Source organism: Bordetella petrii, from assembly GCF_017356245.1.
Taxonomy (GTDB): domain Bacteria; phylum Pseudomonadota; class Gammaproteobacteria; order Burkholderiales; family Burkholderiaceae_B; genus Bordetella_A; species Bordetella_A petrii_D.
On sequence record NZ_JAFMZZ010000001.1, the window covers coordinates 2,753,231 to 2,766,454 of the forward strand.

The following is a 13,224-nucleotide window of genomic DNA, read 5'->3' on the forward strand; positions in this document are numbered from 1 at the left end:
CTACGCTTCCAGACTGCGAATGGCGCACATCAGCTTGGCCTCGGCCACGATCTGGCCGTCGACCAGCGCGCGGCCCTGGTACTTGCAGATGGCACGGCTCAGGCGTTCGGCCTGCACTTCCAGGCGCAGCTGGTCGCCCGGCACCACCGGGCGGCGAAAGCGCGCCTCGTCGATGCCCACCAGGTAATACGCCGTCTTGGCGCTGTCGCACTTCAGGCCGCCATCGTCGTCGGTAAACGAGAACAGCGCGGCCGCCTGGGCCATGGCTTCGGTGATGAGCACGCCGGGCATGACAGGATGATGCGGGAAATGGCCTTCGAAGAACGGCTCGTTGATGGACACGTTTTTGATGGCGACAATGGACTTGCCGGGCACGATATCCAGCACGCGATCGATGAGCAGCATCGGATACCGGTGCGGCAGACGCTCCATGATCGCCTTGATGTCGAGTTCCATTTCGTAAAGTTTCCTACCGTTTTGAATTATGTTGCCGCCCCGCCGCCATCTGGCGGCGGATCAGGCTTTTTCCAGCGTCCGCAGGCGGCGGCGCAGTTGCGACAATTGTTGTATCACGGCCGCGTTGCGCTGCCATTCGCCGTGTTCGGCGTAAGGATACACGCCGGTGTAGCGGCCCGGCTGCGAAATACTGGATGTGACGGCGGTGCCGCCCGAAATATGGACATCGTCGGCCAGCACCAGGTGCCCCGACAGCATGGCCGCGCCGCCGATGGTGCAGCGCGCGCCGATGACCGTGGACCCGGCCACGCCCACGCACGCCGCCATGGCGGTGTGCGCGCCGATGCGCACGTTGTGGCCCAGCATGATCTGGTTGTCGAGCTTGACCCCGTCGCCGATGTCGGTGTCTTCGAGGGCGCCGCGGTCGATGGTGGTATTGGCGCCGATTTCGACGTCGTCGCCGATGCGCACTCCGCCCAGCTGGGCGATCTTGCCCCAGGCGCCCTGCCCCAGCGTGGGATCGGGCGCGAAGCCGAAGCCATCGGCGCCCAGCACCACGCCGCTGTGCAGAATGGCGCGCGCGCCGATGCGCACGTTGGCATACAGGGTGACGCGAGCATGCAACAGGCAGTCAGGCCCCAGGCTGGAGCCCGCGCCGATCACGCAGCCGGGACCCAGCGTGCTGCCGCGGCCGATGCGCGCACCGGATTCCACCACGCAGTGCGGGCCGATGCGCACGTCGTCTTCGACGACGGCATCGGGCGCCACCACGGCCAGCGGATGCACGCTGGCCGGCAGCCTGGGCTGGCGCGCGGCATCGAACCATTGCGCAAGCCGCGCGTACAGCAGGTAGGGATGCGGGCACACCACCCGCGCGCACGCGGGGGCGTCGGGATTACCGGCCAACGCCTGGGCGGCGTCGGGCGTGACGATGACGGCGGCCGCCCGCGTACCGGCCAATTGGCTCTGGTAGCGCGGGTTGGTCAGGAAACTGATTTCTTCGGGCCCGGCCGAAGCCAGGGTGCCGATGCCGCGGATCACGGGCAGCGCGCCACCCGCGGCCGCTTCGATACGCCAGTCCAGCCCCTGTGTGTTGGCGGCCGCCAGCAGTGCGTCCAGGGCCGGTGCGCGGGCGGGATCCAGCAGGATCGGCATGCGTTCGGCGCCAGCGCTTATTTGCCGAGGGCCTGGATCACCTTGTCGGTGATGTCGACGCGCGGGTTGACGGTAACCGCATCCTGAACGATCAGGTCGTAGTTTTCCTGTTCGGCGATGCGCTTGATGGCCTGGTTGGCCTTGGTGACGATGGCCGAGAACTCTTCGTTGCGACGGCGGTTGAAGTCTTCCTGGAACTCGCGGCGCTTGCGCTGCAGTTCGGTATCCAGGCGCGACAGCTCGCGCTGGCGGCTGGTGCGGTCGGACTCGGACAGCACGGGGGAATCTTTGTCGAACTTTTCGGCCTGGGCGCGCAGGTTGCTGCTCAGGCGCTGGAGTTCGTCGTCGCGCTTCTTGAATTCGGACTCGATCTTGCTTTGGGCAGTCTTGGCCGGCGCGGACTCGCGCAGGATGCGCTCGGTGTTCACGAAGCCGATCTTGGTGCCTTGCGCGTGGGCGGGCAGCGCCACGGCGGAACCCAGGAGCAGCGCACCCGCCAGGGCCAGCGTACCGCGCAGTTTGCCGGCGCGCTGGCCGCGTGCCGGGCTCGAGGTGTTGAGTGCGGAATCAGACATCATGAAAATCTCACCTTCCAATGAGGTAAAGCAAAGCCATTATTGTGCCACTAAACGGGCCGGATGCCGGGACGGGGCGCCCTGCCCATGTGATCAGGCGTAACCATCAGGAGATTAAAACCCCGTGCCGATCTGGAATTGGAAACTCTGCTGGTCGTCGCCCGACTTGGCATTGAGCGGGCGGGCGTACGATAGCTGCAGCGGCCCCAGCGGCGACTGCCACGACAGGCCGATACCGGCCGAATAGCGCCAGCCGCAGGGATCGTCGACCTCGTTGCCGGGTTCGCCGGCCGTGCACTTCATGCCGCTGCCGGCGGCCACCTGGCCCGCGTCGGCGAACAGGAACCAGCGCAGCGTGCGGTCTTTCGAGGCGCCCGGGAACGGCAGGTACAGCTGCGCGTTGGCCACGATGCGCCGCGAACCGCCCAGGTAATCTCCGGTGAGCGTGTCGCGCGGGCCCAGCGAGGCGCCGTCGTAGCCGCGCACCGTGCCGATGCCGCCGGCGTAGACGTTCTTGATGACCGGATAGTCCAGGCTGCCGTAGCTGCGGCCGTAGTCGACCATGCCGTTGAGCGCCAGCGTGTAGCTGCGGCCCAGCGGGATGTAGTACTGCTGCTGGGCGGTCAGCAGGTAGTACTTCAGGTCCATGGTGGAGAAGTCGCCCTTCAGGCGGGTATACGAACCCTTGGTGGGCGCCAGCGCGCTGTCGCGCGTGTCTTTCGACCAGCCGACGTTGAAGATGAGCGCGTTGGTGCTGTCGCCGTACTGGTCGACGAAGTCGCGGTAGGCCAGCGGCGAATTGTCGTACAGGTCGATCTGGTTGCGTTCGAACGTGGCGCCCAGGAATACGCGGTCGTATTCGGAGATGGGCACGCCGAAGTTCATGCCCAGGCCCATGGCCTTGACGCGGTAGTCGCCGTCGTTGTTGTCCCAGGGCTCGGTGACCCGGTAGTAGGCCGAGGTGGTGCGGCTGATGCCGTCTTTGGTGAAGTACGGGTCGGTGTGCGACAGCACGGCCGCGCGGTTGGTCTTGCTGGTGTTGAACTGCAGCGTCAGGTTGGTGCCGCTGCCGAACACGTTGTCTTCGCTGATGCCCGCCGACAGGATGGCCTTTTCGGACGAGCCGTAGCCCACGCCCAGGTTGATCATGCCGGTGGGCTTTTCCTTGACGTCGACGTTGACGTCGACCTGGTCGGGCGAGCCCGGCACCGGGTCGGTGGACACGTTGACTTCGCTGAAGTAGCCCAGGCGGTCGATGCGGTCGCGCGAGATTTTCAGGTCGCCCGAGTCGTACCAGGCGGCTTCTTCCTGGCGCATTTCACGGCGCACGACTTCGTCGCGGGTGCGCGTGTTGCCGCCGATCTGGATGCGGCGCACATAAACGCGGCGGCTGGGGTCGACGTAGAACGTGACGTCGGCTTCGTGCTTGGCGCGGTCGAGCGTGGGATTGGGGTTGACGTTGGCGAACGCGTAGCCCAGCTCGCCCAGGTAGTCGGTGATGGCCTTGGCGGAATCGTTGGCCTGGGCCGCCGAGAAGGTTTCGCCTTCCTTGACCTGCACCAGGTTGTTGATTTCTTTGTCGAGGCCCAGCAGGTTGCCGGCCAGCTTGACGCTGCGCACCTTGTAGGGCTCGCCTTCATGCAGCGTGACGGTAATGTAGATGTCTTTGCGGTCGGGCGAGATGGTGACCTGCGGCGGCTCGACCGAGAATTCGAGGTAGCCCTGGTCGAGGTAGAACGAGCGCAGGCGCTCGATGTCGCCCTCGAGTTTCTCGCGCGAGTATTTGTCGGTGTTGGTGTACCAGGTCAGCCAGCCCGGCGTGGTGAGATCGAACAGGTCGAGCAGCTCGCTTTCCGAGAAGGCCTTGTTGCCCACCACGCTGATCTGGCGGATCTTGGCGACTTCGCCTTCGAATACGTCGAAGCTGACGCCCACGCGGTTGCGCGGCAGCGGCGTGACGGTGGCGGTGACTTCGACGCCGTACTTGCCCTTGCCCAGGTATTGTTCCTTGAGCTCGAATTCGGCGCGCTCGAGCATGGACTGGTCGAAGATGCGCCCTTCGCCGAAGCCCACCTGCATCAGCGACTTGGTGATCGCCTTGGAGTCGAATTCGCGCATGCCGTTGAACGTGACCGACGCGATGGTGGGCCGCTCTTGCACCACGACCACCACGACATCGTTGTCGGTCTGGATTTTGACATCGCTGAAGAAGCCCGTGCCGTACAGCCGGCGCACCGCCTCGGTGGCTTCGGCTTCGGTGAATTCTTCGCCGACCTTGACCGGCAGGTATCCGAACACGGTGCCCGCGTCGGTGCGCTGGATGCCTTCTACGCGGATATCCCGCACGACAAAAGGGTCGAACGCGTGAGCCAGGGCCGGCATGAGCAGCGCGGCGAGCAGGCTCGGCATGACGCCCTTCTTGTGATGAAACATCCGAAAAGACATGTCCTTGGCTATCCTAGGTCGAGCAAATGGCGGAGGATTTTATTCGATCGCCAGTCAGGTGAACAGACGGGCGAAATCGTTGAACAGCGCCAGCCCCATGAGGCCCGCGAGCAAACCGATGCCGGCGCGCTGCCCGATGTCGATCCAGCGGTCCGGCGGCGGGCTGCCACGCACAATTTCGACGAGATAGTACAGCAGATGCCCGCCGTCCAGCATCGGAATCGGCAACAGGTTGAGTACGCCCAGGCTGATGCTGATCAGCGCCAGATACGCCACGTAGGCGGCGATGCCCAGGCGTGCGGTCTGGCCGGCGTAATCGGCGATGGTGACCGGGCCGCTGATGTTGCGCCAGGACACTTCGCCGATCACCATGCGCCCCATCATGCGCAGCGACAGCCAGGCCGTGTCCCAGGTGCGCGCCGCGGCGCGCCCCATACTCTCGAACAGTCCGTAACGTACCGTCACCATGGGCAGGTCGCCGCCCAGCTGCACGCCGATGCGGCCGATGGTTTCGCCCTGCACCGTTTCGGCGCGCGGCACCACGGTCAGCGAGACTTGCGCCCCGTCGCGCAGCAGGGTCAGCGCCAGGGGCTGCCCGGCGTGGTGCTGGATGATGTCGACCAGTTGGGCGGTGCCCGGCTCGGGCGTGTCGCCGGCGCGGATGATGCGGTCGCCATTGCGCAGGCCCGCGTGCTCGCCTTCGCCGCCCGCGATCACTTCGCGCACGACCGGCTTGGGCAGGGCCAGCCGCAGCCCGGCATCGGCCAGGGGGTCGCCTTGCGCCGGGTCCATGCGGTTGCCGGGCACCTGCAGGGCGCGCTGCTGCGTGGCGCCGCTGGCCGCGCGCACCTCGACCCGGGCCTGGCCGCCGGCCGACAGCACATCGAGCAGGCGCCAGCGCGCGTCGTTCCAGGAGGCCACCTGGCGCCCGTCGATGGCCAGGATGCGGTCGCCGCCCTGGAAACCGGCCTGCTCGGCCGATGAGCCGGCGGCAGGCGGGGCGATGACGGCGGCGGGTTCCTGGGTGCCGGCCAGGTTCAGCCCGGCATAGAGCAGCACGGCCAGCACCAGGTTGAATATCGGGCCGGCCGCCACGATGGCGATGCGCCGCCCCACCGGCTGGGTATTGAACGATTGCGCGGCCACGGCGCGCGGCGCGCCGGCCGGCGGATCGTCCTGCATTTTGACGTAGCCGCCCAGCGGAATGGCCGATACGGCCCATTCGGTGCCGTGCCGGTCGGTGCGGCGCAGCAGCACCTTGCCGAAGCCGACGGAAAACCGCAGCACGCGCACGCCGCACAGGCGCGCCACCCAGTAGTGCCCCAGTTCGTGGAACGTGATCAGTATGCCCAGGGCGACGATGAAGGCAAGCAGGGTGAAAAGCATGGATAAATTTCTGAGGGCGCGGCCAGGTCAGGCCAGGCCGAGATTGCCCGCGTAGGCCCGCACCGCGGCATCGAGCGCCAGGACGTCGGCCAGGCTATCGAGCGTAACAGAAGACTGGCGCTGCTGCCATTCGAGCGCGGCGGTGATTACCCGGGGAATCCAGGTATAGCGCAGGCGGCCGGACAGGAACGCGTCGACCGCCACTTCGTTGGCGGCGTTCAGGGCCACGCAGGCGGCCTGCCCGGCGCGCAGGGCGTCGAAAGCCAGTTGCAGGCACGGAAAACGCTGCATGTCGGGGGTTTCGAACTCGAGCTTGCCCCAGCGGGCGAGGTCCAGCGCCCCTACCCCGCTGTCCAGGCGCTCGGGAAAGCCCAGGCCGTAAGAGATGGGCGTGCGCATGTCGGGCTGGCCCAGCTGCGCCAGCACCGAGCCGTCGTCGTACTCGACCATGGAGTGCACCACGCTTTGCGGATGGATCAGCACCTGGATGCGCTCGGCCGGCATGGCGAACAGCCAGTGGGCCTCGATGACTTCGAGCCCTTTGTTGACCATGGTGGCCGAATCGACCGAGATCTTGCGCCCCATGCTCCAGTTGGGATGGGCGCAGGCCTGGTCGGGCGTGACGTCGTGCAGGTCTTGGGGGTCGTGCCGGCGGAATGGCCCGCCCGAGGCGGTGAGGATCAGCCGCCGCACGCCGCGTGCCGGTTCGCTGGGCGCGCCGGCGCGGCCGCCGTGCGGCAGGCATTGGAAGATGGCGTTGTGCTCGCTGTCGATGGGCAGCAGTTCGGCGCCGTGCGCGCGCACGGCCCGCATGAACAGCGCGCCCGCGGCGACCAGGGCTTCTTTGTTGGCCAGCAGCACGCGCTTGCCGGCGTGGGCCGCGGCCAGCGCGGCCGGCAGGCCCGCCGCGCCGACGATGGCGGCCATGACCGTGTCGCAGGCCGCGTCGGCGGCGGTGTCGGCCAGCGCCTGGGCGCCGACGCGGATTTCGGGCGGGGTGCGCCCGGCGGGCCAGGCGGCCAGGAAGCGCTGCCGGGCGGCCGTATCGGGCACCACCACCACCGCCGCGCCGCTGGCGGCGGCCTGCCCGGCCAGGCGTTCCATCCGGCTGCGGGCCGACAAGGCGAATACCGCCAGCCGCTCGGGATGACGGGCGATGACATCCAGGGTGCTTTCGCCGATCGAACCGGTAGAGCCCAGGACAGCAACGCGTTGGAAACGACTCAAGACAGCACTCCAGACAACAGCAAGGCGAACGGCGCGACCGGGAGAATGGCGTCGATGCGGTCGTAGACCCCGCCGTGACCCGGCAGCAGCGCGCTGGAATCTTTGCGGCCGGCGCGGCGCTTGAGCAGGGATTCGAACAGGTCGCCCACGATGGATATGGCGCCCAGCAGCGCCGCGGCCGGCAACGCCAGCCAGAGGCCGCCCCGCTCGACCAGCAACTGGCCGAAACTGCCTGTCCACAGGCTGGACAGCCAGACCCAGGCGACCGCCCCGGCTATGCCGGCCACGGCCCCCGCCACGGTCTTGCCCGGGCTGACCCTGGGGGCCAGTTTACGCTTGCCGAATGCCCGGCCGGCGAAATAGGCGGAAATGTCGGCCACCCAGACCAGGGCCAGCAGCGACACCACGAACCAGCCGCCGCGCGCCATGAACATCAGGGCCAGCACCGACCAGGCGGCCAGGACGGCCGGCACGCTGAACAGCGACCAGCCCAGGCTGGCGGCCGGCGCGTCGGCGCGGCCGCGCACCACGGCGGTGGTGGCGGCCAGCAGCCATGCCAGGACCACCGCCGGCACCAGCCAGCGCACCACGGCGGCCTGCAGCGCCGCCGCCGCGGGCGCGCCCGACAGCCAGGCCCAGGCCAGCCACAGCATGATCGCCAGCAGCGCGGCCGCGGCCCCCACGCACAGCGCGCGCGAGGGCGGCTGGGGCACGGTCAGGCGCAGCCATTCCCAGCAGGCGCAGGCAGCGGCTGCCGCCAGCAGCGCCACGAACCACCAGGGGTTGCCCGATGCCAATGCGGCGGCCAGGACGGCCAGCAGGACGATGGCGGTAAGGACTCGTTGGCCGAGCATGGGGTCTCCGTAGCCTGGGGCCTGTTTACGCTAGCGCGCAGCGTCTTCGCGCAACTGGGCGCTGGTGCGCCCGAAACGGCGTTCGCGGGTGCGATACCACTCGAATGCGGCGTCGAGCTCGGCCGCGCCGAAATCGGGCCAGTACTGGTCGGTGAAGTACAGCTCGGCATAGGCCAGCTGCCAGATCAGGAAATTGGAAATGCGCTGCTCGCCGCCGGTGCGGATGAACAGGTCGGGCTCGGGCGCCCATGCCATGGACAGGTGGTCGGCCAGATGCGCCTCGTCGATGCGCTGCGGGTCGCGGGCCAGTTCGGGGTGCTGGCTGAGCATGGCGCGGGTGGCCTGCAGGATGTCCCAGCGCCCGCCGTAGTTGGCCGCCACCGACAGGTGCAGGCGGTCGTTGCTGGCGGTGCGCGCCTGGGCGTCGGCGATCAGGGCCTGCAGGCGCGGTTCGAAGCGCGACATGTCGCCCACCACGTGCAGGCGCACGCCTTGTTCATTGAGCTTGTCGACCTCGCGCTCGAGCGCCTGCACGAACAGGCGCATCAGCAGCGAGACTTCTTCGGGGGGGCGCCGCCAGTTTTCGGAACTGAACGCGAACAGGGTCAGATAGCGCACGCCGCGCCGCCCGCAGGCCTCGACCACACGCCGCACGGCCTGCACGCCCTTGGCGTGGCCCGCGGTGCGCGGCAGGTGCCGGCGCGTGGCCCAGCGGCCGTTGCCGTCCATGATGATGGCAACATGCTGGGGAACCGCCTGCGTGGCGGGGACTGCCTGGGTGGAACTGATAGCCATGAGCAGAAAGCGTCGCGCCCTCGGTACCTGGCCGTGCTTATACGGTCATGATTTCCGCTTCTTTCTGGGTAATGAGCTTGTCGATCTCGGTGACGTTGCGGTCGGTGAGCTTTTGAATGTCGTCTTGCGCGCGGCGCTCGTCGTCTTCCGAGATTTCCTTGTCCTTGACCAGTTTCTTGAGCGATTCGTTGGCTTCGCGGCGCAGGTTGCGCACGGCGATCTTGGCGTCTTCGCCCTCGCCCTTGACCACCTTGGTCAGGTCGCGGCGGCGTTCTTCGGTAAGCGCCGGCATCGGCACGCGGATGCTGTCGCCCAGGCTCATGGGGTTCAGGCCCAGGTCGGATTCGCGGATGGCCTTCTCGATGGCCGCGGCCATGGGCTTTTCGTAGGGCTGCACGCTGATGGTGCGCGCATCGACCAGGTTCACGTTGGCAACCTGGCTCACGGGCACCGGCGAACCGTAGTATTCGACCTGGACGTGGTCCAGGATGCCCGTGTGGGCACGCCCGGTGCGGATCTTGGACAAGTTGACCTTCAGCGTGTCAAGCGACTTGGCCATCCTGGTTTCGGCGGATTTACGGATTTCTGCGACGCTCATGAGGATTTCCTTTGCTTAAACGTGTACCAGGGTGCCTTCGTCTTCGCCGCTGACCGCGCGCTTGAGCGCGCCGGACTTGTTGATCGAAAACACCTTGATGGGCAATTTCTGGTCGCGGCACAGCGCGAACGCGGTGGCATCCATGACTTCGAGCCGGCGCACGATGGCCTCGTCGAAACTGATGCGCGCATAGCGCGTGGCGGTGGGATCTTTATTGGGGTCGGCGCTGTAGATGCCGTCGACCTTGGTGGCCTTGAGCACGATCTCGGCGCCGATCTCGGCGCCGCGCAGCGCGGCCGCGGTATCGGTGGTGAAGAACGGGTTGCCCGTGCCGGCCGCGAAAATGACGACCTTGCCTTCTTCGAGGTAGCGCAGCGCCTTGGGGCGGATGTACGGCTCGACCACCTGGTCGATGTTCAGCGCCGATTGCACCCGGGTGTCGACATCTTTGTGCTTCAAGGCATCCTGCAGGGCCAGGGCGTTCATGATGGTGGCCATCATGCCCATGTAGTCGGCCGTGGCGCGGTCCATGCCCTGCGCGCCGGGCGCCACGCCGCGGAAAATGTTGCCGCCGCCGATGACGATGGCCAGCTCGACGCCCAGCGCCACCACTTCGGCGATTTCATCGGTCATGCGCACGATGGTGCTGCGATTGATGCCAAAGGCATCTTCGCCCATCAGCGCTTCGCCGGAAAGTTTGAGAAGAACCCGTTTGTATGATCTGCTGCTCATAGGTGATGTCCCAAGGACCGATCCGACGAAAGTGTAAGACAAGAAATAGGGCCGGACTAGATATTTTCTAGCCGGCCCTGGGTACCACGACCTATCAGGCGCGGCCGGCAGCGGCAGCGGCGACCTCGGCGGCGAAGTCGCTGGTCTTCTTCTCGATGCCCTCGCCCACCACGAACAGCACGAACTTGCTGATCAAGGCGTTCTTTTCCTTGAGCATCTGTTCAACGGTCTGCTTGTCGTTCTTGACGAAGGGCTGCGACAGCAGCGTGACTTCTTTCAGGAACTTCTGCACCGAGCCCTCGACCATCTTGGCCACGATCTCGGCGGGCTTGCCCGACTCGGCGGCCTTCTGCTCGGCCACCGAGCGTTCGGCGGCGATGTCGGCGGCCGGCACGCCGTCGGCGTTCAGGGCGCGGGGCTTGGTGGCGGCGATGTGCATGGCCAGGTCTTTGCCGATTTCTTCGGCGCCGGCGTATTCGACCAGCACGCCGATCTTGCCGCCGTGCACATAGCTGGCCAGGGCGTTGGCGGTGTCGATGCGTTCGAAGCGGCGCACCGAAATGTTTTCGCCGATTTTGCCGACCAGGGCGGTGCGGGTGGTTTCAACCGTGCCCTCGCCCATCGGCAGCGCCGACAGCGCGGCCACATCGGCGGGCTTCTGGATGGCGGCCAGTTCGGCCAGCTGGTTGATGAACGCGACGAAATCGTCGTTCTTGGCCACGAAGTCGGTTTCGCAGTTGACTTCGATGATGGCGCCCTGCTTGGCGTCGGGCGAGATGTACAGGCCGATCAGGCCTTCGGCGGTGACGCGCGCGGCGGCCTTGCTGGCCTTGTTGCCCAGCTTGACGCGCAGGATTTCTTCGGCGCGGGCCAGGTCGCCCTCGGCTTCGGTCAGGGCCTTCTTGCACTCCATCATGGGCGCGTCGGTCTTTTCGCGCAGTTCCTTGACGAGGGCGGCGGTAATTTCAGCCATGATTGCTCCAGTTTCGCTAAGACATGCCCCGGCGGGCCGGGGCACATGGATTGATTCGACAAGACGCCCGCGCTGGCGGGCCGTGAGACGGGAGCCCGTCTCGAGACTTCCGGCCGGCCCGGGCGCGCGGCGCAATGCCCGCCGCGCCCGGCCCGCCGGATCAGGCTATTAGCCCTGGTTGTCCTGCACTTCGACGAACTCTTCCGAACCTTCGCCGGCCTCTTCGACCAGGCCGTTAAGGTTTTGTTCGCGGCCTTCCAGCACGGCGTCGGCGATGCCCTTGGCGTACAGCGCGATGGCCTTGGCCGAGTCGTCGTTGCCCGGGATGACGTAGTCGATGCCATCGGGCGAGTGGTTGGTGTCGACCACGGCCACGACCGGGATGCCCAGCGTGCGGGCTTCGGCCACGGCGATCTTGTGGTAGCCGACGTCGATGACGAACAGCGCATCAGGCAGGCCGTTCATGTCTTTGATGCCGCCGATGGACTTGTTGAGCTTGTCGAGTTCGCGCTGGAACAGCAGGCCTTCTTTTTTGATCATGCGCTCGGCGCCGCCCTCGGCGACGACGGCTTCCATGTCTTTCAGGCGCTTGACCGAGGTTTTCACCGTTTTGAAGTTGGTCAGCATGCCGCCGAGCCAGCGGGCGTCGACGTAGGGCATGCCGCAACGGGCGGCTTCGGCCGCGACCAGTTCACGGGCGGCGCGCTTGGTGCCGACGAACAGGATGTTGCCGCCGCGGGCAGCCAGCTGCTTCACGAACTTGGTGGCGTCCTGGTACTTGGCGACCGTTTGTTCCAGGTTGATGATGTGGATTTTGTTGCGATGGCCGAAGATGTACGGGGCCATCTTGGGATTCCAGTAGCGGGTCTGGTGGCCGAAGTGGACGCCAGCTTCCAGCATTTCGCGCATGAGGGACATGAGTTTCTCCGAGGGTTGGTTCTTGCGCTACGCCTGTACCCGCCCATGCATGGCATGGGCCGGCACCCTGGGTGGCATAACGCGCGATTTCCTGGCGCCGGTATCCGACGCCAGGATGAAAAGCCCGAAACCCGGTGGCCGATCGCCGCGGCGAACCCTGCGGCGAATAAACCCAGACGGCCGTGGCGGCCAGGGCCTACAATGGAAAAACACCCTGGCTTTGCCCCCGGTTTTTAGGCAAGCCTATAATTCTACTATTTTTCCACCCAGTTACTCAAGCCACCTACATGGGCCTCGTTACCAATCCCGCCGACCTGGACAAGATGCGCGCCGCCTGCCAGGACGCCGCGAAGATACTCGATTTCATCACCCCCCACGTCAAGCCCGGGGTCACCACGGGCGAGCTCGACCGCCTGTGCCTGGAATACCTGACCGACGAGCTGAAGGTGAAATCGGCCACGGTGGGCTATGCCCCTCCGGGCTACCCCCCCTTCCCCGGCGCCATCTGCACCTCGGTCAACCACCAGGTCTGCCATGGCATCCCGGGCGACAAGGTGCTGAAAAACGGTGACGCACTCAATATCGACGTCACCATCATCAAGGACGGCTGGTTCGGCGACACCAGCCGCATGTATCACGTGGGCGAGCCGTCGATCCAGTCGCGCCGCCTGGCCGAGATTACTTTCGAATGCATGTGGAAGGGTATCCAGCAGGTGCGCAACGGCGCCACCCTGGGCGATGTCGGCCACGCCATCCAGAAGCATGCCGAATCCAACGGCTATTCGGTGGTGCGCGAGTTCTGCGGCCACGGCATCGGCCAGCGCTTCCATGAAGACCCGCAGGTGCTGCACTATGGCAAGCCGGGCAGCGGCGTGCCCCTGACCACCGGCATGATCTTCACCATCGAACCCATGATCAACGCCGGCCGCCGCGAAATCCGCCAGCTGGCCGACGGCTGGACGGTCGTGACGCGCGACCACAGCCTGTCTGCGCAGTGGGAACACACGATCTGCGTGACCGACACCGGCTATGAAGTCCTGACCCTGTCGCCGGGCGTGCGCCAGCCGCCGGCGTTTGTTGCCGAACCCCTGACGCTGCCCGCCACCTGAC

At 66.5% G+C, this 13,224-nt stretch carries 13 protein-coding genes; 1 reads left to right on the forward strand and 12 read right to left on the reverse strand.

The window, feature by feature from the left end:
• From fabZ to rpsB, 12 genes are all read right to left on the reverse strand, one after another.
• Window positions 1-456 (reverse strand): 3-hydroxyacyl-ACP dehydratase FabZ, encoded by a 456-nt coding sequence (gene fabZ / locus J2P76_RS13255; RefSeq protein ID WP_207408167.1) that lies wholly within the window; start codon window positions 454-456, stop codon window positions 1-3.
• A 60-nt stretch (window positions 457-516) separates the two neighbouring features.
• Window positions 517-1,611: a UDP-3-O-(3-hydroxymyristoyl)glucosamine N-acyltransferase gene (lpxD, locus tag J2P76_RS13260; protein ID WP_207408168.1), complete on the reverse strand. Its 1,095-nt coding sequence runs from the start codon at window positions 1,609-1,611 to the stop codon at window positions 517-519.
• Window positions 1,612-1,628: 17 nt separating this feature from the next.
• The gene (locus J2P76_RS13265) at window positions 1,629-2,189 is read right to left on the reverse strand and encodes an OmpH family outer membrane protein (protein ID WP_207408169.1); all 561 of its coding nucleotides are present in this window, start codon (window positions 2,187-2,189) and stop codon (window positions 1,629-1,631) included.
• A 111-nt stretch (window positions 2,190-2,300) separates the two neighbouring features.
• Entirely contained in the window at window positions 2,301-4,631 is a 2,331-nt protein-coding gene (gene bamA, locus J2P76_RS13270) for an outer membrane protein assembly factor BamA (RefSeq protein ID WP_207408170.1), read from the reverse strand.
• A 54-nt stretch (window positions 4,632-4,685) separates the two neighbouring features.
• On the reverse strand, window positions 4,686-6,017 hold the full coding sequence (gene rseP, locus J2P76_RS13275; protein ID WP_207408171.1) for an RIP metalloprotease RseP: 1,332 nt from the start codon (window positions 6,015-6,017) through the stop codon (window positions 4,686-4,688).
• A 27-nt stretch (window positions 6,018-6,044) separates the two neighbouring features.
• Window positions 6,045-7,244: a 1-deoxy-D-xylulose-5-phosphate reductoisomerase gene (locus tag J2P76_RS13280; RefSeq protein ID WP_207408172.1), complete on the reverse strand. Its 1,200-nt coding sequence runs from the start codon at window positions 7,242-7,244 to the stop codon at window positions 6,045-6,047.
• The gene (locus J2P76_RS13285; RefSeq protein WP_207408173.1) at window positions 7,241-8,098 is read right to left on the reverse strand and encodes a phosphatidate cytidylyltransferase; all 858 of its coding nucleotides are present in this window, start codon (window positions 8,096-8,098) and stop codon (window positions 7,241-7,243) included. Before J2P76_RS13285 ends, J2P76_RS13280 begins: the two co-directional genes overlap by 4 nt.
• A gap of 30 nt (window positions 8,099-8,128) precedes the next feature.
• Entirely contained in the window at window positions 8,129-8,893 is a 765-nt protein-coding gene (uppS, locus tag J2P76_RS13290) for a polyprenyl diphosphate synthase (protein WP_207408174.1), read from the reverse strand.
• Window positions 8,894-8,930: 37 nt separating this feature from the next.
• The gene (frr, locus tag J2P76_RS13295; protein ID WP_012249441.1) at window positions 8,931-9,491 is read right to left on the reverse strand and encodes a ribosome recycling factor; all 561 of its coding nucleotides are present in this window, start codon (window positions 9,489-9,491) and stop codon (window positions 8,931-8,933) included.
• 15 nt (window positions 9,492-9,506) lie between these two features.
• Window positions 9,507-10,223, reverse strand: coding sequence for a UMP kinase (gene pyrH / locus J2P76_RS13300; RefSeq protein WP_012249442.1), 717 nt, complete (start codon window positions 10,221-10,223; stop codon window positions 9,507-9,509).
• Between the two features lie 94 nt (window positions 10,224-10,317).
• On the reverse strand, window positions 10,318-11,196 hold the full coding sequence (gene tsf, locus J2P76_RS13305) for a translation elongation factor Ts (RefSeq protein ID WP_207408175.1): 879 nt from the start codon (window positions 11,194-11,196) through the stop codon (window positions 10,318-10,320).
• 168 nt (window positions 11,197-11,364) lie between these two features.
• On the reverse strand, window positions 11,365-12,114 hold the full coding sequence (gene rpsB / locus J2P76_RS13310; RefSeq protein ID WP_207408176.1) for a 30S ribosomal protein S2: 750 nt from the start codon (window positions 12,112-12,114) through the stop codon (window positions 11,365-11,367).
• 287 nt (window positions 12,115-12,401) lie between these two features.
• On the opposite strand from rpsB, the gene map reads away from it, so the two are divergent.
• The gene (gene map / locus J2P76_RS13315) at window positions 12,402-13,223 is read left to right on the forward strand and encodes a type I methionyl aminopeptidase (RefSeq protein ID WP_207408177.1); all 822 of its coding nucleotides are present in this window, start codon (window positions 12,402-12,404) and stop codon (window positions 13,221-13,223) included.
• Window position 13,224: the final 1 nt, after the last annotated feature.